The sequence below is a fragment of the Clostridium sp. MT-14 genome, from assembly GCF_042436595.1.
GTDB classification, from domain to species: Bacteria; Bacillota; Clostridia; order Clostridiales; family Clostridiaceae; genus Clostridium_B; species Clostridium_B aromativorans.
Window position 1 is genome coordinate 119,353 of sequence record NZ_JBHMIY010000009.1, and the last position, 21,197, is coordinate 140,549.

Here is a 21,197-nt window from a genome sequence, read left to right on the forward strand (position 1 = left end):
AAGTATTTTTCTGGACTTAGATAGAGTTTCCAAACTGCAGCTGACTTTTGCTTTTTGTATCACCACAGCCCCGGCCGTGGTTTTTGTCATAGTTCACGATCTGGATTCTGTCGCAGCTATTCTTTACATCTGCTTGCATAATCGCAAACTGCGTAGTTCAAAGCAAGCTCCGCCATGATGGCAAAGGATTGGTCAGCTTCAGACAGGGTGCCGTTGTCGCTTAACAGTTTTGCAATGGCATTACGCTGCGGCAGACCTGCCGTAACAACTGCTTTGCCCTTCATCAATTCACACAGTGCATTCATACATGCGTGAAGTATGGGCAACTTCGCGTCGGAAGAAAGATAACCAATTTCAGTAATAAGCTCCCGTTCCGTCTTAAAGCCCAATATAACTAGACGGTCATCTCCCTGCACGCAGCCGGTGCATTGCGCATCCGGCGGCATAATGTTCTCCATCTTTGCGTAAGCGGCAAGCTTTTCCGGAACTGTAGCCATAGAGAAATCCCCCCTTATATTTCGGTTTCATGAGCACAGGGCGAATAATGTCCTGCAAAAAAAGCACGACCTGTATCTGGCTCACAGTTTAATTTGTTTTCAATAAAGTGTTGTACCGCACGTCTGGCATTTCCATAAACGCCTGCAAATACAGCTACACCAGCTACTGCCATATCACGACGCGTCTGGTTCTGCAGCATACCGCAGAGAACGGCATCCACCTGATGGGAACGCAGCTGGCGACTCAAATTTGCTTCGGGTTCATGGTCAGTAATGCTGATGATGGTTTTGCCATCAACATTAAAAACTTGATAGAGCGGAGCATTTTCCAGTGTCAAACTAATGGAATCCTTATTGATCGGTACTGCGATTTTGCTCATGGCATCCTCCTTCAGACAACATCAGGTCGTCCGGCGTTTTATCATGCCTGACGTTCTGCAAAACGTCACTGTTTTTTTGACTTTTGTCAGACGCCGGAATGGCTTCAGAAAATTTTTTAAAAAGCGTACTCCCACAGGCAGCGCCTAAAGCGATCAGAATGATGTTCAACAGTCCAACCAGAATCAACGGTGTCACCGAACCGGTCTTGACCAGGGCGGCGCCTGCACTGTAAGCTGCGTTACCACAGCCCAGCGCAGTTACGCTCACACCGCCGGCGCCAAGACTATTTAAAAAATCAATTACGCCGAGTTTAGTCAGAACGCCTCCGCCGATGGCTATCAGCAGGATTGCCACAAGAGGAAAAGATATTTTGATTTCTGTCAGAAATTGTGTCAGCGCACAAATGAGTCCGCCAATCAAAAATGCATACAAAAAAGCCATGATTCACCCTCCTTAGCACAACAGCAGGCCAAGTATGAATGCAATGACAAATCCTGTGCCCAAGATCTTCAATACATTCCAAAAGCCTACAATGAAAGCCTTCTCTAATTTTGCACCGGCCTTTTGCGCAGCCGCCGCTGAGGTAGCAGCGCCAAACATCAGTCCGCAAACTGGAATTGCGGCGCCGCTATCACCGAACTCGGCAACCTTAAAGTAGAAACCGTTTGCAATTATTACCACAGCGATAATACCAAAAGCGAGAATACTTACCATAATAACCATAGTTGCATCGGAAATAAATATTGCGAACAAGGCAATCAGTAACTGACCGATCAAGCCAAAACAGCCACCTACCAAAAATGCTTTCAGAATTTTCCGTATAGCAGTCAACTTCTTACCTCCTTTATTCTATCATGAAAGCTGTCCCGAGGACAGCGTAATCCATCAGGGACAGTAAACAACTTTACAGTAACGCTTCCACGAAACGACTGACGATGGCCCGCGCCGTATTGACCTTGTAGTGGTTCATGGACATAGGGATGGCATCCTTCACGGCCAAAGCACCTGCTTCTTCTGCCAATTCCCGGCTGAGCGTCTTACCCTTCAGCAGTTCCTCCACTTCATCCAGCTTGACTGGAATCGGCGCTACGCCGCCCATGACCAGCGATACATCCACAAGCTTGCCGTCCTCCAGCTTATATGCATAAGCCAGGCTGACCAGAGCAAAATCTATGGCTTCACGGATGCGCATCTTTTCATAGCCTGTCACATAATCGGGTCTGTCAGGTAACTTCACCGCGGTGACAAGTTCATCCTGATCCAACATATCGTAGGCCTTTAACTTGGTCGTGAAGAAGTCGCGTGCTGCGATTTCCTTTTTTGTGGTAATCACTTTGCCGTCCAACGCAACCAGCACAGGGGAAATGTCGGAAGCGTTGACGCTGTAGCAGCCACAGTTCATGCAACGTCCTGCCTCAGCCTGCGCCTCTTCCAGGCTTAGAGACGAGGCATCCTCGTCTGTCAGTGAACGTTCACCCAAAGCATGTTCAGTAAGCTTTTTGCTCTCCGTCTTTTTGATGCCGTTTATATCGTAGGAGAGGAAGGCCTTGCTTTCAGCGGGGGCTTCCACTGGATAACCCATTTTCTTGCTCATGGTTTTTGCCGCTATACCACCTGAGCAAATAGCGCGAATGGCAATGTCGGGACCGGTGACTGCATCGCCGCCTGCAAAGATTTTGTCGTTCTTTGTCTGATATGTCTCCATGTCAACATCAAACAATCCACGAGCCGTCTTGAGCTGCGCACCAAACTTGTCACCCAGAAAGCTGGTATCCACACGCTGACCGGTAGCCAGAATGATGGTAGTCGCATCAAATACACAGGTCTCGTTCTCATCATAGACAGGACTGAAACGATGCTCCTCATTGAAGACGGATACGCACCTCATAGATTCCAGGCCAATCACTTTTCCGTCATCATCAGTTACAACCCCCTTCAATCCCCAGCCGTTGAAGATTTCAACACCTTCCTCCTTTGCAAGGGCGATCTCTTCCGCTGTCGCGGGCATTTCCTTTTCCTGCTCCAGACAGACCAGACAGACATGCTTTGCACCCATGCGCTTCGCCGTCAGCGCCACGTCCATAGCTACGTTACCACCGCCGCAGACCAGAACATCATTGTCGATAGCTTTCTTCAGGAAGGTATTGACCTCTACCAAAAAGTTCAGGCCGAACTCAGTCAGTTCCTCTCCCTGAATGCCAAGTATAGGCTGCTTCCATGCGCCGGTGCCAAAATAAATACTGTCATAATCCGTCACCAGCTCATCCATGCTGATGTCCTTGCCAATGGTAGTATTCATGATGAACTTCACACCCATATTGGCAACAGCCTGTACATAGCCCTCAACAATACTCTTTGGCAGACGATAATGAGGAATACCGTAATACAGTACACCGCCGGCCTTCTCATGGGTATCGAACACAGTTACGCTATGTCCCTGAGAGCGCAGGAAGTAAGCGGCAGTCAGGCCACCGGGACCTGCGCCGACAACGGCTACCCGCTTGCCGGTTTCCCTGGTGGGTTTCACATAGAATCTATCGACATTTTTGAGAATGTAATCACCCAGAGTGCGTTCAACACAATGGATACCTACATTCTCGCCGTACTGACACTGGTTGCAGTTGTCCTGGCAGGGATGCGGGCAGATACGGGCAGTACACATGGGCATAGGGTTCACCCTCAGAATAATCCTTGCGGCCTCATCCCAGTTACCCTTGCGAATCTGCTCCATATAGGCCGGAATATCGATGCCGGCCGGACAGCCCTTGCCGCAGGGATTCACATGCGTCTTCATGCCGCCATAGATAGAGTGATAGCGGTTTTCTCCCTGCAATGCATAACAAGTTGCGCCGCCCTTGCGGGAGCAGTCCATGCGCCCACCGATTTCATGCGGATAGCGATAATACCAGCAGCGTACATCCTGGCAGATATTTCCGCCAATAGTGCCGACATTGCGAATCAAAGGCGTGGCTACAGAATGGGCAGCATCAGCCAGAGCCTTTGCGCTACGCTGAAGAACAGGAGACTCAGCAACATCGGTCAACCTGGTCAAAGCCTTAACCGTAATACTCCCCTCATTTTCCACAATACCCGCAGCATCAGGAATTGTCTTAAGGTCGACAACACTTGCGGGGCTTTCGTTCAGAATGGCATGCTTATAAACATTAATCAGATCCGTCCCGCCGGCCAAAATATCAGCATTTCCCCTGGCCAGCATTGCGGAGGCTTCTCCAAATGAAGTTACACTCGTATATTCAAATTGTCTCATGATTTATCCTCCTTACAGTTTGCCCAGGGCCTTGAGAATGCCCTCGCGGCTTGCTGGATACTCGCAGTAATCAACGCCAATGGCGTTGGAAATAGCCATCATCATCGCGGCGGGACCGGGAGCTCCTGAGATTTCGCCGAGGCCGACAGCCTTCCAGCGGGAAACTTCAGGCAGCGATTCCTCAATCACGATGTCCATCGGCGGAAAGGCGTTAAAGGGACGCCACTTGTAATCGATAAGATTGCCTGTTAGGAGACGGCCATTCTTTTTATCAAGGACGTTTTCCTCCATCAAACCGGTGTCCGCGGCTGCGGCACCAAATCCTCCCTGAAACTGCATCTCAAGTGTGGCTGGATCGATAACCTGTCCGACGTCGGAGCCAACAGCCACGTCAACAAGCTTAGCTTCGCCGGTTTCCAGATCTATCTCAACCTCGGCAAAATAGATGCAGTAGTTGGACTTGGTATAATCATGATAGTACTTGCCAATGCCGTGCGCCTGATAGGCAAACGGAACAACCTCATTCCAGCGCCATCTCTTTTCGGGGCGGTGCCTGTAGAAAATCATACTGTCATGTGTATCCAAATCCTCCGGAGAGGCGTGCAGCTTCTCGGCTGCCTCTTCAAGCAGCTGACGGCGGGCGTCCTCCGCCGCACGTGTAACGGCAGTAACGCTAGTTATAGTTCCACGTGATCCTGCAGGGCCCTGCCCATAGCCGCTGTTTTCCGTGTTTTCTTCAACAACGTAGACTTTTTCGATCTCCATATCCATAACTTCGGCAACAATCTTTCTGAGGTTGCTGCGCTGGCCGCAGCCCTGTTCGGCAACATCGGTATGAATATATGCACAGCCCTGGAACGGATCGAGGCGGACATAAGCAACACAATCATCTTCACCGACGTCGGCATTTCCATGACAGGAAACGCCAACGCCATAGGCCTTGTTGCCCACGACTTTAGTCGGCTTCATCCAGCCTTTCCATTTGTCCTTCCAGCCGAACCTCTTCTCCGTGGAATAGGTAACCGGTGCGTAGTCCTGCTCGCGGCATTCGTACCATAACTTATTACGCCAATACCAACCGTCGCCGGTCTGAGCAAAGTTTTTTGCAATGAAATCAACAGGATCAAGCCCTGCCTTGCGAACCAGACGCATAACAACGGGCATCATGGCACACTTGATCTCCTGACCACCGAAGCCACGCACCGGGCCTGTCATAACATGGTTTGTGAAAACCATTTTGCCGTCCAAATCCCAGTTCTTGCACTTGCCCAGAGCGATCTGTGCTTCCCCGAGACCGACACCCATCTGCCACTGTCCGCAGGAATTATATGCGCCGCAGTTTAGATAAACATCGCCTTTGACCGCATGTACATAGCCGTCCTTTAAGCCAACCTTAATCTTCATGTACATACCGATGCGCACATCGAAGGCAGTAAGCTGTTCACTCTTGGTTAAGCACACTTTGCAGGGACGCCCTGGGTTTGCGACCGCCATGATGGCAGCATACTGCGTCGGCGTGGCCATAGGGGCCTTATTGCCAAAGCCGCCGCCAACATTGAAAACTGTGGTGTCGTTGGGCATACCGTCCTGCAGAATCATAGCGTTCAGACGATAGCCGTGGGGCGTCTGGGTCGTGGCCCATGCCTTCATTCTGTTATGCCTGCTGTCATACTTGAAAACAGTAATCGGGGGCTCCATAGCAGCAGGAGAGCCAAGAGAGTTGTAATCCGCCTCGCTCTCATCTACAAAATCACATTCCTCAAAGGCTTTGTCCACGTCACCGCGTTTGAGATGCATCATCATATCCTCACCTACAAAGGGGACAACGGGCCACACGATATTACCACGCGGGAACGCCTTGGGATGCACTTTTGGCGCATCCGGCCTAATAGCTTTTTTAATGTCAAAAACAGGGGTACGCTGCTCATACTCGATTTCAATCAAATCAAGCGCACGCTCTGCAATGTTTGGATCTTCCGCCGCGACCAGTGCGACAGCATCACCAACATAGCAGCCGTAATCGTGCAGAACCGGAACCAGCGGCGGCATGTTAAGTCCCCAATTTTTACAGATTTCAGGCATATTGCCATAATACATGACATTGGCAACGCCGGGATATGCCTCGGCCTTGCTGATATCAATCTTCTTGATTTTCGCACTCGGATATGGACACTTGAGCGCTTTCACATAAAGCATATCCTTCATTTTGAAATCGTCCAGATAAATAGTCTTGCCTGTGACAATTTCTTTCGCTTCCATACGCTCTGTATTCTTGCCTATGTAGCGATACTCAATCTTGCTCATTTCGTTCCTCCTTTACGCATTTTGCTTCATATACAGCTCTGCTGCATTAAAGACATGATACTGACTTATACATCGACACATGTTGCCGGAAAGCGCTTCACCAATTTCTTCCCTACTGGGATGCGGGTTGTTGATAAAGAGCCCTTTAAGCGCCATAATGATACCGGGCGTACAATAACCGCACTGAAAGGCATACTTGTCGATGAACGCCTGCTGTAGCGGGTCAAGTTCACCGGTCTTGGGATCATGTAGGCCTTCAATTGTTACGACGTCAGCGCCGTCACAGGCGGCAGTCAGAATCTGACAGCTGGGCACGGCCACATCATTCATCAGCACCGTGCAGCATCCACACGCTCCCTGACCGCAGGCCAGTTTCGTACCTGTCAGATTCAGACGCTCTCGCAGCGTTTCGCACAGTGTTTCCTCATCGGGAATGATCCCGTACCCATCGTCATGTCCGATGTGGAATACTTCTTTTTTGCCATTGATAATCATCCGAATGGTTTTGCTCATACTTTTCTCCACCTTTCATTCATGTTGCATTCGGCAGCTTAAATAATCAGAATAATTTAAATTATCCTAATTATTTAAGTAATTAAAGAATAAGAGAAAAAAATCTTTTTGGCAATGTCTAACAAATTAAAAAAGCTGGAGGAAATTTGGCCTGAAAACCAAACCCAAGTAATACAAATACTATTATATTTTCATACTCAATTGTTATAATGTTAATAATAGGTATCACAATTTTATAGATTCAATAATGGGGGTAATGGGTATGGATGCAGATATGATGAAAATCAGAAGTGAATATCTGGAAATACTTACAAATGGGGCAGGTTTGGCTGATTTGTGTGAGGTAACTGCACAGCATTGCGGCACACCGGTTTGTATTACTTTAACAACACGCACAATCATTGCCAAGTCTGCAAACTACACAAAAGAACTGGTGGATGAATACATGAATCACTTGCTTCTGTGCACAGAAGCAGAAGTGAGGAAGCGTTGTACTGAAGTAGAAAAAAATCTATATATGCGCAAAACTTTGGTGAGCTGTTATCCTTTTATGCGATATAAACATATTAACTGCGGCTGCTTCCATCATACCTATATGCTTGGCGTGCTGGACTGCCCAATCACGAAGAAAATCGACACGAATGCAGCCATTGCCATTATAGAAATGGCTGCTCCTATCTTCATGACAGCACTGAAGCTTGGCGGATATCTGAACGATGAGACGACGATGGCCATGCAAACGTATTTACTGGGTATCTTGCATGGAAACCCGAACGAATGGTACCAGGAACACAATATCTATGAGCCTCCGTTGGAGAACATCGCGTCATGGAAGCTTGTATGGAGCCCTTCTATAGGTGAATTGTGGGCCAGACAACGCCGTAACGAACTGGGACTGTATTGTGCCTGTCATGAGCATATTTGGTTCGTAGAGTATGAAGGCGGCGCTGTGATTTTAATGAATGCGGAAAAACAGTACGACCTGAATATGCTGGCAGATAAATGCGGAAAAATCAGCCCAATCAGTGTCAGCGAATCGTTTTCTAAGCTCCGTGAGATGACAAAGCACCTCCATGCAGCACAGACAACATTACATCTGGCTGCTTTTGAAGAAAACAGTGAAAGAATTGTACTTGTTCAAAACTACAAATCAGTGATGGCTTATTTGTTTTTGAAACAACATCATCCGACCTCCTTGAAACTTGTTCATCCTGCTATTTTACAAATAAAAAAATATGACCAAGAGCATAGCAGTGAATATTATGAGACCCTGCGTGCCTATTTGCTTTACCATAGGAACTACAGTTTGATGGCAAAGCGCCTGCACATACACAAAAACACGGTTTCATACAGAATGCAGCGACTGATTGAATTGTTTGAGATTGACCTGACGGACTGCCGGACTATTACAGCGCTTTATTTGGGACTATTTGAAGACTATAAGCAATAAGAGCCTCTTTCGCTTGCAAAGCCTTTGCAATAGCTGACTTGAGGCTGTCCATGGAATAAAAAACCTCATTTGAGAGCCAGGCAGGCGATCACAGCAGCAATTTTCCTAATCATGCCTTTAACAGACAGCTTACGCTTTGACTTTCGAACCTGAGCCGGCATGATCTCAGTGGAATAATAATCCCCCAGTGTCTCATTCATAGGCCTTGTTGTACGCCCGACTGGAATCGAACCAGCAGCAACACCTTTGGTGTTCTATAGAAAGCTCTGCCTCCTCCTGGCGACAAAGCCATCGTCAATTATTTAAGGGAGCAGCTTATTGTCACCACCAGAGCGATAATCCAATACTAGTTAAAAGATATCGACATATTCAATGGGCATCTCTATTCGGGGACGATGCTCTTTCCCTGAACTCTTTCTGTTGCTGATTCATACAGTATATCTAACCAGAAAAAAAGGTCAACTGTCCAAATGGATCAACTGCCTTTATCTATTCTGTTGAAAGTTATACGATTTCAAATACTGCGGTAGTTCTCAATTTCTTTTAATATACACATGCCTACAATTTCTTTATTTAGTTTAATCCTACAGAAATATCGAAAATTTTTCTTTTTATATTGTTGAAATTTAACTTCAATTAATCTAAAATTATAGTGTTCATACTAAAGCTCCTTTCTATATTTGCTTTCTCAATGTTAATTATATAAAGTCTTTAGTATGAATAACAGATTTCCTTACAAGGTAATTGCGGATTAACCTCTTTTATTTTTTGTCTAAAAAACATTTTACTTATTTAAGCCCCCTGCCTATCATTAACATTAGAACGTATAGATTTAACTTTCTCCTTAGGCAGTTTAATTGTCACAAAGAAACCTAATATACTAAATATCATAAGAAAAATGAATACGGAATTCACTCCATAGCGACCCATTAAGATCCCAACTACATTATTGGAAATAAATCCACCAAAGCTGGCAAAAGCGTTAATAATAGCAAGACCAACTGCTGCAGCTTCTTCAGCCAGGAATACTGTAGGCATAGCCCAGAAACATGGGTATCCACCATATAAACCAAGTATGGTAATAATAAGCGCTACAAACCTTAAGATAACATTACTGCTTGCTAAAATCATTATAAAACCACCAGTGGAAATCAATAGCATTATTGCTGTATGCCAGCGTCTTTCATTATGGATATCAGAATGGCGTCCCCATATATACATAGTAATAGCAGCGATTGTATACGGAATTGTAATAAAGACTCCTATAGAAGTCAAAGATAAGCTTTGCGCTAAACCCTTTACAATCTGCGGCAACCATAACATAAGAACGTTACCACCGAGAACGTAACAGAAATATACGAAAGTTAATTGCCAGATTATAGGATACTTAAAAGTATCTTTGATGCTCATCTGCTCAGATTTCATCTTATCTTTATTAGCATCTATTTCTCTTTGAAGTTCTGCTTTAAGCCAGGCTTTTTCATCTGATTGAAGCCATTTTGCTTTATCTATATCATCTACCAGATAAAATATCGTTACAACTCCAGCTACAATAGCAGGAATGGCTTCAATACAGAACATCCATCTCCACCCGGAAAGTCCCATCCACTGTACGTTCTGCATAACCCATGTAGAAATAGGGGATCCAATTACCGATGAAATAGGTATGGCAAGCATGAAAAACGAAATTGCTTTTGCACGCTCCTTTTCAGGGAACCAATAGGACAAATAATAAACTATTCCAGGGAAGAAACCAGCTTCAGCAATTCCAAGCAATATACGGATAGCAACTAAGTGAACGAAGTTGTCAGCGAACATGGTAATAAAACTAACGATACCCCAGGAAACCAATATACGGCAAATCCATTTTCTGGCTCCCACTTTGTGAAGCATGACATTGCTTGGTACTTCAAAGATAACGTATCCAATAAAGAACAGACTCGAAAGTAACCCAAAGGCTGCCGAACTAATTCCCAGCTCTTTATTCATCGTCAATGCTGCATAACTGAAATTAGAACGATCAATATAACATATGATGTAGAGTATAAGCATAAACGGAAGAATATGTTTTTTGATCCTACTTACAGTACGTTTTTCAAGGTCAGAATCCATAAGGATTCCAATTTTGTTCATAATTATACACTCCTTTTAATTTTTATTGATTTTTTTATATATTTACAAGAATTCTCCCAATAATTGTAGATTTCTTAATTGCCAACTCAAAAACAAACAAAAGGGAGAATTCCAGTGCAAGTTAAAATTATAAAAAATCAGTATAGATGATTTTTTATTTTAAATTAATAAGAAATTTTGCTAGTGTTTGTCCAGATTCCCATTCTCTCGGCTTCTTTAATCAACTGTTCTCTATAATCGGGATGAGCAATGGAAATTAAAAGTTCACTTCTTTCCCAAGTTGACTTTCCCTTTAAATTAACAGCCCCATATTCAGTTACAACATAATGTGTGGCTGATCTAGGTACACTGACAATTGAACCTTCGGCCAATCTTGGCTTAATAAGTGATTCAATGCTTCCATCTTTCTTTTTTCTTCTTGACGGCGTACAAAGAAAACTTTGACCTCCTTTTGATTTAAATGCGCCCATTACAAAGTCAAGCTGTCCTCCTGTTCCACCAATATGCTGCAAACCTGCTGATTCGGAATTAACTTGTCCAAATAAGTCTACCTGCAAGCAGCTATTGATTGAAACGACTTGATCATTAGCCGCAATTACTTCTAATGCATTGACGTAATCAACAGGAGCTGCACATAAAATAGGATTATCATCAATAAATTCATAGAGTTCCTTTGAACCCTGTGCAAAAGTATAGACCATCTTGCCTTTGTCAATATTTTTATTACTTGTAATTTTTCCTTCCTTATACAAGTTCAGATATGCATCAACAAACATTTCTGAATGTACACTTAAATTATTTATATCTGACTTTGCAATCATTGCGCCTATATAATTTGGAAGCCCTCCTACACCAAGCTGCAGCGTACTTCCGCTTTTAATTTTTTCAACTATATATGATCCAATTTTTTTATCTACTTCACTCGGTGTTTTCGCTTTAATAATAGGCAAATCCGGATTTGTCCCTTCTACAACATAATCAATTTGTGAAAGATTTATCGTATTTTGATAACCATGGGCTATTGGCTGTTTTTCATTTACTTCTACGATAACAACTTTCGCTTTTTTAAGAATTCCCTGATAGTCAGCTACCTGAGGTCCAAAATTAAAATTACCATATTTGTCCATAGGTGCTACTTGAAACATTGCAACATTTATGTCACCTACATTTTCACTCCAATACTTTGGATTCTCTCTAAACTGCACAGGTACAAACCAACAATTACCCTTCTTATTAGCTTTTCTGTCTAAAGCACTGAATTGGGTACTTAAGTATTTAATATGTTTTGATTCTGGATCCACAACCAAGATTTGAGGTGGATCGGGATAAGACCATATAGAGGTCATTACAAGTACGTCCTTAAGCTCCCCAACTCTTTTAGCTAAAGCACGGTCAAGATCAAAGACAAGCCCGTTGAAAAGTCCATAATGAACTCTGTCCCCTGATTTAATCACTTTTACAGCTTCATCTGCCGATACTAATTTCTTCTTATATTCTGTTGATAGTTCATTCATTTTGTACATAAATTCATCCCACCTTATTTATAATATTATATTTCTACTATTACTGCTGTTCCCATTCCCCCACCTGCACAAAGAGATGCAAGTCCATAGTGATTACCTCTTTTTCTCATCTCATAGATTAGTGTAATTACAAGCCTGCTTCCTGTGGCGCCTACTGGATGTCCAAGTGAAATTCCACCACCATTTACATTGAGAATTTCACGCTTAATCCCCAGCGTTCTTTCACAAGCCACGCACTGTGCTGCAAAAGCTTCATTAATTTCAAACAAATCGATATCTTCAATTTTTAGCCCTGCTTTTTTAAGTGCTTTCCGAGAAGAACTAATCGGGGCGATACCCATTATTTGTGGATCCACTCCAGTAGTTGCAACAGATACAATTCTTGCTAAAATAGGCAGCTCTAATTCTTTAGCTTTTTCTTCTTCGACCAAAAGTACTCCTGATGCTGCATCATTCATACCTGATGAATTTCCAGCAGTTACTGTACCGCCCTCTTTGAAAACTGGTTTTAATTTTGCCAGCCCTTCTAATGTCACATTTCTTCTTGGGTATTCATCTGTATCATAAGTGCTATCCCCTTTTTTCCCAGAGACAGTTATCGGAATGATCTCATCCTTGAACTTTCCAGCATCAATTGCAGCTATTGCTCTTTGTTGACTTAATAGTGCATATTCGTCTTGATCTTGCCTTGTCACACCATATTTTTCTGCAACATTTTCTGCTGTAATGCCCATAGCAGGACCAATTCCCAGGTTTGTTAATGAGTCCCACATAGAATCCCTGAGCTCGCTATGTCCAAACTTTTTCCCATATCTTGCATCAAACATCATATGAGGTGCTGTGCTCATGCTATCTGCCCCTCCTGCCATAATACAGTCAGCTTCTCCGGCCTTAATCTGGTAATAACCTATTTGTATTGATGACATAGATGAAGTACAATTTCTATGAACAGTTATACCTGGAACAGTAACAGGAAGGCCAGCCTTAACTGCCGCTACTCTAGCTAGATTGTTTTCCTTATACGTTCTCTGGTAGTTACAGCCCCAGATAACATCATCAATTAGTTTTGGATCAATTCCTGATCTCCTTATAAGCTGTTTCATAACAGGCATGGATAGATCCAGAGAAGTAATTGTTTTAAATTGCCCTCCTATTGTTCCAATTGGTGTTCTACATCCTGCTACAATTACTACATTTCTCAATTATTATTCCCCCTTCTTATTTACCTTGATAAATTGGTTGTCTTTTTTCAATAAAGGCTCTCATACCTTCTTTTTGATCTTCTGTATTAAATAAATCTGCCCAATTCTCATACTCCATTTTTATTGCATAATTCAGTTTTGGTTCTGATATCCCAGCATCTATGGTTTTTTTTGCAACCCTTAGTGCCACCGGTGGTTTTTTGCAGAGTTTTTCCGCCCATTCCATAACCACCTCCATAAGTTTCTCCTGTTCCACTATTTTATTTACCAATCCCATTTGCTCTGCCCTATCGGCACTTATCATCTCACCAAAGAATATTAATTCCTTTGCTCTAGATACGCCAAGCAGCCTTGGTGCTCTTATCGTACCCCCTGCACCTGGCATAATTCCCAAATTGATTTCTGGAAATCCAACTTTTGCATTTGTTGAAGCAATTCTAAAATCACATGCTAATGCAAGTTCTAAGCCACCTCCTAAAGCATATCCATCTATTGCCGCTATCGTAGGAATTTCTAAATTATATATCTTCTGAAATGTCTTAGAAAATGAAAAATCTTTGGCTTCTTCTACATTACAGTTAACCATTCCCTTAATATCCGCACCCGCTGCAAAATTATTATCACTCCCGATAATCAACACTTTAATTTCCGAATCCTTCTTAATCTTTTCAATGAGCTCATCTAATTCCTCTACTGTCGGCTTATTTAATGCATTAAGTGCCCTAGGCCTGTTTATCCTGACTACTCCTATCCTACCAATCATTTCAAATGATAAATTTTTCATAGCTGCCCTCCCATCTACTTATTTGTATAAATTAGCTTGTTCTACTTGTATTGATAAAAACCTTTTTTTGCCTTTCTTCCATATTCTCCTCTGGCATATCTTTCCACAATTGCCGGACTTGGTTTATCAGACGGGTTCCCTGTCATTTTATATTTCTCAGTCAGAACATTAAATTCAAGATCAATTCCTGTCATGTCAAGCAATTCAAAGGGACCCATGGGATGTGACAATCCATACTTTACTGCTTTGTCAATATCTTCAAAGGAAGCAACACCCTGATCATATATGTAGCAGGCCTCCTTGGTAATTGCACTGAAAATACGGTTTACGATAAAACCGTAAATTTCTTTATTTACAATGGCAGGAATCTTATTGATAGATTCTACAAATTTAACCATAGTTTCAACGGTTTCCCTACTGCAATGAGGACCTTTTACAACCTCAACCAGTTTCATTACGAGAGCCGGATTAAAAAAGTGCAAGTTCAGAACCTTATCAGGATGCGCCACTACATCACAGAGCTTGGAGCTTACTATATAAGAGCTGTTAGTAGCAAAAATAGTATGTTCAGGAGTCAGTTCATCAACCTGTTTAAGCACCGATCTCTTTACATCCAAAATTTCTGCCACCGCTTCGATAACCAGATCTGCATCCTTCACAGCTTCGGCAAGATCCGTTGTAAATTTTAAGTTACTCTTGCTCTCTGCCACTGCTTCCTCAGTCATTTTCCCCTTGGTTATCTTTTTAAAAAACCAGTCATTTGAAAAAGCTTCCGCTTTTTTCTTTTCATCAATTGTTTCATTTTTTATACCATAACAACTCACTTTATATCCTGAAATAGCCACATGCATTGCAATTTGGACTCCCATCGTACCTGCACCTACAACTGCAACTTTCTTAATATTCATCTTTTCCTCCATTTCTAACAGGCTTTTATCCCTGTAATATTTTTTTTATATTTCGTGCTATCCATATTACTTACTTCTTAGTCTATTTCTAAAGCATAAATTGCTGCACCTAAAGCACCTATGATCTGAGGATCTTCAAGTCTTATAATTGGATGATCAATCTCATTTTCTACTGCTGTTACTGCACTATTATTTAATGCAACTCCACCCGTCATAACCACATCTTCCACAACCCCAACTCTATTACACAAGCCTGCAATTCGTTGTGCAATAGATTTATGCGCTCCTAGAGCGACATCCTCTATGCTTTTTCCTGATGCAAGTTGAGAAATAACCTCTGATTCCGCGAAAACCGTACAGGTGCTACTGATTGCTACTCCTGGCTTACCCTTTGCTGCTAAGCTTGCCAGTTCACTTATACGACAGCCTAATACCCTTGCTATTACTTCTAAAAATCTGCCTGTTCCAGCTGCGCACTTTTCATTCATAACAAAGTTCTCAACATTGCCATTCATCGAAACTCGAATCACTTTGGCATCCTGCCCTCCAATATCAATAATTGTACTTACAGTAGGGCATAAAAACTTTGATCCTTTTGCATGGCAGCTTATTTCTGTAATCTGCTTATCTGCACTTTTATACATCATTCTTCCATAACCTGTTACTACACACTTTTTGATGTCTTCTCTTTTGATACCTGCCTGCATCAACGCTTTTTCTGCAGATAGCTGAGGTCCCTTACTGCCTGTCCCCATATTGAAAATTCCTTCTCCACATATAACTCCATCAGCATTGATAACCACTGCTTCTGAAGATGATGAACCTATATCCACTCCTAAATACATACCAATACCCCTTCTCAAATTTGCATTCTATGCAAGCATTTCAGCAAAGCTCTGTATCCTGGTTCTCAATTGCTCTAGGGAATCCATTTGCTGTTCTATTTCTACATATAAAGTCGGTATTTTTGCTGCTTCTAGCTCTTTCTTTATAATAGGATAATCAAACTCCTCCGGGTCACAAAATTTTAGCTGGCATACTACAACAGCATCGGCTTTATATTTATTTCTCATATCTATCAGCATCTGTCCTCTGCTCTTTGCTTCGTCATGTAAGAATGCACATCCATCCTGAAGTGCAATTCTTTCTACCATTCTATTAAGCGCATCTCCTTTTTTAGGAGCAATTGTTCTAAACTGCCTGGATTCGTGCGCTAAATCATCTGCTACGATGAACATATCATTATCTGTAAATATTTCCAGTAATTCGGTCGGTTCACTAATCAAACCCGTTATAATTATTTTTTTCTTCCTGCTTTTTTCCTCCGGCAATTCCTTTATTGCTTTAATTAGCTCTTTCATTTTTGTTGTATAAATCTTCTTGTCCATAAAATACGATGCTTTTATGATTAAGTGTCTGCTCTCTGCATTAAGCATAGTTGGATAATGTTGAACAAGTTCTACAAATTCTTGCATTGTTTTTCTATAATCATCATAAATTTCAACGCTCTCCTCTAATGCTTTCTCTGTTATTTCCTCTCCTGCAACCTTTTCAAGCGCTTTTTTTACTCTTATAAACTCTTCCCGCATGAATTCTTTTCCCACTTTTATCTTCCTATTTTGGGGATAAACCATAGGAATAATGTTGAGTTGGGGTGATGAAATCTTCCAATTTTCTGCAATACACTTTAATGTGTCACAAAAAGTTGGGATAATAACTGCTGATAAGAAGTCATATTTACCCATTAATGCCTGTTCTGTATTTGCTTTCATAGTGGAACAGCAGAAGCTTTGCAAATAATGACTTGATAATTTTCCAATAGTCTGTCCGCCCCACATTCCAATTGGAAGCAAACCTGCTGCATAAACGATTTCATCTGGCGTATAGATAGGGAAGCATCCAACGGCTTTTTTTCCTGTCACTTTCATTTCTTTTAATGTAGAACGACTTGGATTTGCTCCAATGTCCTCCAATTCATTTATCATGTCAAGAGCACTGCTCATTATCTTGTCCCCCCATTCTTCTTTCTAGTTTCCATCATTTCAACCAATGCCTGAATTCTTGTTTCATACTGTGCAAGTGAAAACGCTCTTGGATCTGTCTGATCTCCATCAAACATTACGGAAGGGATTCCCGTGGCTGCTTCTACTCTTCTCTGCACTTCGAACTGTCTAAAATCCATAAGCTTACAGCTTCTATTTGAATGGTATATAATCCCATCAAGACTAAAATCCCTCACTAATTTTTTTATATTATCCACTCCAAAATCAATATTTCTATTAGCATAATTTGAACTGTATGCCCTCGCCATTGAATCAATATCACCTGCATCATATACAATATGCCAAGAATCTGGATAAGTGGAGGTCACCATATTAATTCCGTACTTTTTTAAAACCTTGTAAGTAGCACTTAAATATGGCCAACATGCGATGCCATCCCACATCACCCTATATTTCTCCTCCTTATCCTTCCAAGGTCCAATTCCTTTTTCCATTTTTTCTTTCAGTTCATCATGCCACAGCTTAAATAATTTTAAGCCTTCTTTTGTTCCTCTCATGCATACGATGATTGCCATATAATTAAAAAGATCAAACCCATTTAATGGGGATGGCTTTGCCCTAGCCAACAGTGATGCTTTTTTCCACCATTGTGAGGTCTCTGAGGAAATTTTCATTACTTCAGAAAATCGATCATAGTCAAATTTTTCTCCAGTAATTTCTTCAAGCTTCTCAATTGCATGAAGTATTTGGCCTTTAATATATTTAACGTTTTGGTCATTAACTTCATATTGATGATTAAAGGGCAAATCAAATAAAATCATTGGAATTTTTAATTCCTTAGCAATATTTTCATACCATTTAATTACTGTATTGCAAATATTGTTGCAGCAGAAAATTAGATCTGGTAAAGGAATATTTGCTGCTTCACATTCCCGTATATCCATATATGCAAGGTTCACCCTAGCATAAGAACATATATCCGCTGAATACCCATTTCCCTCTGAATAGTTGATGAATTGCTGCGAATGTTTTCTTGCTCCAATTGCAGCCGCATGATTTTCCGGATAAACTACGTGAATTCCCATCGTTTCTAACAGCTCCTGAGGCGCAATAGAAGTAGACCAAGCGATTATTTTCCCATCTGCCTTTGCCTGAAAAGCATCTGCATAATGTTTATCTAGTAATTCTCCCAGCAATTGCTTTGATGTCTTTTGATTTTCCAAGATAATACCTCCTTTTAGTCTATATTAATTTACACCAAACCTTTAAGCAATTAACGTGCCAACTTTTTTTCAATAAAATTTTATACACAAAAAAAGCCAAAGAATCTATGAGTTGGAGATTCTCCGTTATCTATATTTTTTAGATTTTTTTAAATTATATAATATATTTCAATTTTCTTATTAAATATTTTGATGCTGCAGTGCATCTCTTTCCTCTTAAAAAAACTAAATCTGCATCACAAATTATATTTTTTCATTTTTCTTACAATAGTAGACTGATTTACTTTTAAAACCTTCGCCATCTTTCTACTAGATCCATATTTTCTTTTCACTTCAATAAGAATTTTCTTCTCAGCCCGCTCTAATGATTCTTTAAGTGATGGGGGATTATTCTTTTTTGCTTTAGCTTCTATGGCTTCACACGAGATCCAAGGTAAATCGTTGAGCTGTAGATATTCATTGTCACTTATTACAACCATACTTTCAATCGTATTTTTCAGCTGTCGAATATTGCCTGGCCAAGAATATGCCTCGAGTTCTTTCATTACCTCATAGGTAATTTTTTTATTTTGCCCATACTGCCGATTAAATTTACGTATAAACTTTAAAGCTAGCGGCGCGATATCGCTAGTTCTTTCCCTAAGAGGTGGAATCTCTATACTTATTACATTTAATATAAAAAACAGATCTTCTCGAAAGGTGCCTTCCTTAACCTTTTCTAGTAGGTTCTTATTTGTCGCCGCAATTACCCTAATGTCTATTGATAAAGGATGCGATGAGCCCACCCTTCTTACCGTTCGTGTTTCCAGAACTCTAAGCAATTTTACCTGAAGTTTTAAACTCATCTCACCTATTTCATCTAAAAAAAGAGTCCCTCCATCAGCTGCTTCAAAGAGCCCTGCCTTACCTCCCTTTGCTGCACCTGTAAATGCTCCATTCACATATCCAAATAATTCTGATTCTAAAAGATTCTCAGGAATCGCTCCACAGTTAACTGCAATAAATGGCTTATCTTTTTTCAATGCATTTTTTCTATGTACATAATTTGCCACTATTTCTTTTCCAACCCCAGATTCTCCGGATATAAGTACCGTAATATTAAAATTACTTATTTTTTTTGCTAAAGAAAATATTTCTCTCATCTTCTCATCATTTACCACAATGTCACTATTTTTATTAGCATTATGTTCATCATCGTCAGGATCTTGCTGAAAATAAATTTTTTCCATTTCTCGTGCCTTTGAGAGTTGATCACGAAGTTTATAAATTTCAGAAATATCCCTACAATTAATAACCACTTTCTTAATATCATTTTTCTCATCAAAAACTGGAGTTCCAGTTACCATAATATTCTTTCCACGCTTTGTTGTATGATATAATGAAATAGGTTTTTTCTGCTCTATTACCAAAAGTGCAACCGAATTTTTCATCCAAATAGGATTAATAAGTTCCCTCATATTATGCCCTATCAGCTCTTCTTTTTTAATATCCGTAATTCTTACATAGGATTGATTTACAAGCAAAACGTTAGCTTCACCATCTGTAACAAGGATTCCGTCAAAAGAACCCTCAATTATCTCTTGCAGCTCATTTATTACGTACTCTGTCTTTTCCAGATCTGTAATAAGTGCTAAGGCTTCATAATAATCATACATAATAAATACCCGATTCCCTTGAGTATAGCCCCTTTCATCACGATTTTCGAAATTACGAATGCATAAACTCTTTCCATTAATTAAAATTCGATTTATTTTATTCTCGTTCAAGACGTCATCACTTGGTTGCATTTGCGGAAACACATCAAAAAAACATTTGCCTAAAGCTTTATCTTTTTTAATGCCAGTTAATTGTTCAGCTGCAGGATTAAAGTATTTTATAATAAAATGATTATCTGTAAATACTATACCGTCTGGTGATTGTTTAATTTTTATTTTATTGTTCACCTTTTTAGAACTCATTGTCTTAATCCTCCTTAGTCAGGTTTTTTTATTTTAACTCACTATGAAATTTAATTATATTACTTTACATAAAACAGTTATATAACCCTATGCGCTATGATTCAGGTTACAGGTTTTATCACTAATAAAAAAATCGTTTTCAAATTATTTTATATTTTCTAACCTCCAATCATTCAACACTAATTTGGATACTTTTAGGAAAATACGGTGAAAATCAACCTTATCCTAACAAAGAGTTGAAATATTTGTTATTATTTATTCTTCGCCTTTAAATATAACTCTTTTTTGTACAAGTTATCAAAAGTTATCAATAAGTTCATAAATCTTTTTTGAAAAAATAGACACTTCAGATTTATGAATTTTATCAATATCGCATGATTATTATTTTGTAATCAATTATAATATTCTGTATAAAATTATCCATAATACCATTAAAATTTTGGATTCTTTTCTAAACGTGAGATGCTGTCCTATTTCTAGGATCAAATATGAAAAAACTGTTGTGATGCAGAAAGCCATCAAATATATTGAACAATATTCATCATATGAGTAAAAGAAAATGCAAATCTTCGAGAAGTATAGTAAAAAAACTAGAGATATATAAGTCTATAGCTGCTGAAAAATTTAAAAAATATAACATATAATTAAAATAATGCAATTTAGCACACAATACGAGTAAATAATAGCACAATTACATCTAATATTTGTGAAAACAGTTTCTAACTTGACACTTTACTTGTTGGCACAAGTCTTGCTGTCATATTGTTATATAAACAATTTTAAGCTATGAAAGGAATGAATTCAATGACTTTAATGACGGGAAAACAATATTTAGAAAGTATCAGCAAATTAAACCTAAACATATACATGTTAGGAAAAAAGGTGGACAATCCTGTTAATAATTCAATTTTAAAACCGTCTCTTAATTCTGTAAAAATGACTTATGATTTAGCTCAAATTCCTGAATATGAAAATCTGATGACAGCGACTTCAAACTTAACGGGAGAAAAGATCAATAGATTTACCCACTTGCACCAGAGCACGGAGGAT

Annotated in this window: 19 protein-coding genes; 2 read left to right on the forward strand and 17 right to left on the reverse strand. The window is 40.5% G+C overall.

All coding sequences use genetic code 11. The annotated features are described in order from the left end of the window. Positions 1–116: 116 nt before the first annotated feature. From ACFHWD_RS08950 to ACFHWD_RS08980, 7 genes are all read right to left on the reverse strand, one after another. Entirely contained in the window at positions 117–497 is a 381-nt protein-coding gene (locus tag ACFHWD_RS08950) for a hypothetical protein (RefSeq protein ID WP_378061456.1), read from the reverse strand. A 14-nt stretch (positions 498–511) separates the two neighbouring features. After that, positions 512–877 (reverse strand): NifB/NifX family molybdenum-iron cluster-binding protein, encoded by a 366-nt coding sequence (locus ACFHWD_RS08955; protein WP_150356474.1) that lies wholly within the window; start codon positions 875–877, stop codon positions 512–514. Beyond that, positions 849–1,319 carry a SpoVA/SpoVAEb family sporulation membrane protein gene (locus ACFHWD_RS08960; RefSeq protein ID WP_179978203.1) on the reverse strand — a complete coding sequence of 157 codons (471 nt, stop codon included), beginning with the start codon at positions 1,317–1,319 and terminating at the stop codon, positions 849–851. Before ACFHWD_RS08960 ends, ACFHWD_RS08955 begins: the two co-directional genes overlap by 29 nt. A gap of 12 nt (positions 1,320–1,331) precedes the next feature. Further along, entirely contained in the window at positions 1,332–1,709 is a 378-nt protein-coding gene (locus ACFHWD_RS08965; protein WP_179978204.1) for a SpoVA/SpoVAEb family sporulation membrane protein, read from the reverse strand. 73 nt (positions 1,710–1,782) lie between these two features. Continuing rightward, positions 1,783–4,146, reverse strand: a complete 2,364-nt coding sequence (locus tag ACFHWD_RS08970; RefSeq protein ID WP_378061459.1) for an FAD binding domain-containing protein — start codon at positions 4,144–4,146, stop codon at positions 1,783–1,785. A gap of 12 nt (positions 4,147–4,158) precedes the next feature. Continuing rightward, the gene (locus tag ACFHWD_RS08975) at positions 4,159–6,450 is read right to left on the reverse strand and encodes a xanthine dehydrogenase family protein molybdopterin-binding subunit (RefSeq protein ID WP_179978206.1); all 2,292 of its coding nucleotides are present in this window, start codon (positions 6,448–6,450) and stop codon (positions 4,159–4,161) included. Positions 6,451–6,462: 12 nt separating this feature from the next. Then, the gene (locus tag ACFHWD_RS08980) at positions 6,463–6,963 is read right to left on the reverse strand and encodes a (2Fe-2S)-binding protein (RefSeq protein WP_150356469.1); all 501 of its coding nucleotides are present in this window, start codon (positions 6,961–6,963) and stop codon (positions 6,463–6,465) included. Positions 6,964–7,225: 262 nt separating this feature from the next. Between ACFHWD_RS08980 and ACFHWD_RS08985 the strand changes: the two genes are divergently transcribed. Then, entirely contained in the window at positions 7,226–8,413 is a 1,188-nt protein-coding gene (locus tag ACFHWD_RS08985) for a helix-turn-helix domain-containing protein (protein WP_179978207.1), read from the forward strand. A 65-nt stretch (positions 8,414–8,478) separates the two neighbouring features. On the opposite strand, the gene ACFHWD_RS08990 is transcribed toward ACFHWD_RS08985, so the two are convergent. The 10 genes from ACFHWD_RS08990 to ACFHWD_RS09035 form a co-directional block, all read right to left on the reverse strand. Further along, positions 8,479–8,613, reverse strand: coding sequence for a hypothetical protein (locus tag ACFHWD_RS08990; RefSeq protein ID WP_268253787.1), 135 nt, complete (start codon positions 8,611–8,613; stop codon positions 8,479–8,481). A 592-nt stretch (positions 8,614–9,205) separates the two neighbouring features. After that, on the reverse strand, positions 9,206–10,546 hold the full coding sequence (locus ACFHWD_RS08995; RefSeq protein WP_179978208.1) for an MFS transporter: 1,341 nt from the start codon (positions 10,544–10,546) through the stop codon (positions 9,206–9,208). Between the two features lie 164 nt (positions 10,547–10,710). Then, a complete protein-coding gene (locus tag ACFHWD_RS09000; protein ID WP_179978209.1) occupies positions 10,711–12,069 on the reverse strand; it encodes an acetyl-CoA hydrolase/transferase family protein in 1,359 nt (452 codons plus the stop codon). Positions 12,070–12,095: 26 nt separating this feature from the next. Further along, positions 12,096–13,271 carry a thiolase family protein gene (locus ACFHWD_RS09005; protein ID WP_179978210.1) on the reverse strand — a complete coding sequence of 392 codons (1,176 nt, stop codon included), beginning with the start codon at positions 13,269–13,271 and terminating at the stop codon, positions 12,096–12,098. A 16-nt stretch (positions 13,272–13,287) separates the two neighbouring features. After that, a complete protein-coding gene (locus tag ACFHWD_RS09010) occupies positions 13,288–14,055 on the reverse strand; it encodes an enoyl-CoA hydratase/isomerase family protein (protein ID WP_150356464.1) in 768 nt (255 codons plus the stop codon). Positions 14,056–14,096: 41 nt separating this feature from the next. Next, the gene (locus tag ACFHWD_RS09015; protein ID WP_150356463.1) at positions 14,097–14,963 is read right to left on the reverse strand and encodes a 3-hydroxyacyl-CoA dehydrogenase family protein; all 867 of its coding nucleotides are present in this window, start codon (positions 14,961–14,963) and stop codon (positions 14,097–14,099) included. 77 nt (positions 14,964–15,040) lie between these two features. Next, positions 15,041–15,808 (reverse strand): acyl-CoA dehydratase activase, encoded by a 768-nt coding sequence (locus tag ACFHWD_RS09020; protein WP_150356462.1) that lies wholly within the window; start codon positions 15,806–15,808, stop codon positions 15,041–15,043. Positions 15,809–15,835: 27 nt separating this feature from the next. Continuing rightward, a complete protein-coding gene (locus tag ACFHWD_RS09025) occupies positions 15,836–16,966 on the reverse strand; it encodes a 2-hydroxyacyl-CoA dehydratase subunit D (RefSeq protein ID WP_378061465.1) in 1,131 nt (376 codons plus the stop codon). Beyond that, positions 16,966–18,189 (reverse strand): 2-hydroxyacyl-CoA dehydratase subunit D, encoded by a 1,224-nt coding sequence (locus tag ACFHWD_RS09030; protein ID WP_229981198.1) that lies wholly within the window; start codon positions 18,187–18,189, stop codon positions 16,966–16,968. The genes ACFHWD_RS09025 and ACFHWD_RS09030 overlap by 1 nt, the downstream gene beginning before the upstream one ends. A gap of 236 nt (positions 18,190–18,425) precedes the next feature. Continuing rightward, positions 18,426–20,147, reverse strand: a complete 1,722-nt coding sequence (locus tag ACFHWD_RS09035) for a sigma 54-interacting transcriptional regulator (RefSeq protein ID WP_378061468.1) — start codon at positions 20,145–20,147, stop codon at positions 18,426–18,428. A gap of 804 nt (positions 20,148–20,951) precedes the next feature. On the opposite strand from ACFHWD_RS09035, the gene ACFHWD_RS09040 reads away from it, so the two are divergent. Beyond that, a partial coding sequence (locus ACFHWD_RS09040) for a 4-hydroxyphenylacetate 3-hydroxylase N-terminal domain-containing protein (RefSeq protein WP_378061470.1) occupies positions 20,952–21,197 on the forward strand: 246 nt, incomplete at its 3' end.

Bases quoted from the DNA above. Each gene is read 5' to 3' on its own strand.
- ACFHWD_RS08970 (WP_378061459.1), bottom strand. From the start codon at position 4,146: ATGAGACAATTTGAATATACGAGTGTAACTTCATTTGGAGAAGCCTCC.
- ACFHWD_RS09015 (WP_150356463.1), bottom strand. From the start codon at position 14,963: ATGAATATTAAGAAAGTTGCAGTTGTAGGTGCAGGTACGATGGGAGTC.
- ACFHWD_RS08975 (WP_179978206.1), bottom strand. From the start codon at position 6,450: ATGAGCAAGATTGAGTATCGCTACATAGGCAAGAATACAGAGCGTATG.
- ACFHWD_RS09000 (WP_179978209.1), bottom strand. From the start codon at position 12,069: ATGTACAAAATGAATGAACTATCAACAGAATATAAGAAGAAATTAGTA.
- ACFHWD_RS08950 (WP_378061456.1), bottom strand. From the start codon at position 497: ATGGCTACAGTTCCGGAAAAGCTTGCCGCTTACGCAAAGATGGAGAAC.
- ACFHWD_RS08955 (WP_150356474.1), bottom strand. From the start codon at position 877: ATGAGCAAAATCGCAGTACCGATCAATAAGGATTCCATTAGTTTGACA.
- ACFHWD_RS08980 (WP_150356469.1), bottom strand. From the start codon at position 6,963: ATGAGCAAAACCATTCGGATGATTATCAATGGCAAAAAAGAAGTATTC.
- ACFHWD_RS09020 (WP_150356462.1), bottom strand. From the start codon at position 15,808: ATGTATTTAGGAGTGGATATAGGTTCATCATCTTCAGAAGCAGTGGTT.
- ACFHWD_RS09025 (WP_378061465.1), bottom strand. From the start codon at position 16,966: ATGAGCAGTGCTCTTGACATGATAAATGAATTGGAGGACATTGGAGCA.
- ACFHWD_RS08985 (WP_179978207.1), top strand. From the start codon at position 7,226: ATGGATGCAGATATGATGAAAATCAGAAGTGAATATCTGGAAATACTT.
- ACFHWD_RS08960 (WP_179978203.1), bottom strand. From the start codon at position 1,319: ATGGCTTTTTTGTATGCATTTTTGATTGGCGGACTCATTTGTGCGCTG.
- ACFHWD_RS09010 (WP_150356464.1), bottom strand. From the start codon at position 14,055: ATGAAAAATTTATCATTTGAAATGATTGGTAGGATAGGAGTAGTCAGG.
- ACFHWD_RS09035 (WP_378061468.1), bottom strand. From the start codon at position 20,147: ATGAGTTCTAAAAAGGTGAACAATAAAATAAAAATTAAACAATCACCA.
- ACFHWD_RS08995 (WP_179978208.1), bottom strand. From the start codon at position 10,546: ATGAACAAAATTGGAATCCTTATGGATTCTGACCTTGAAAAACGTACT.
- ACFHWD_RS08990 (WP_268253787.1), bottom strand. From the start codon at position 8,613: ATGAATGAGACACTGGGGGATTATTATTCCACTGAGATCATGCCGGCT.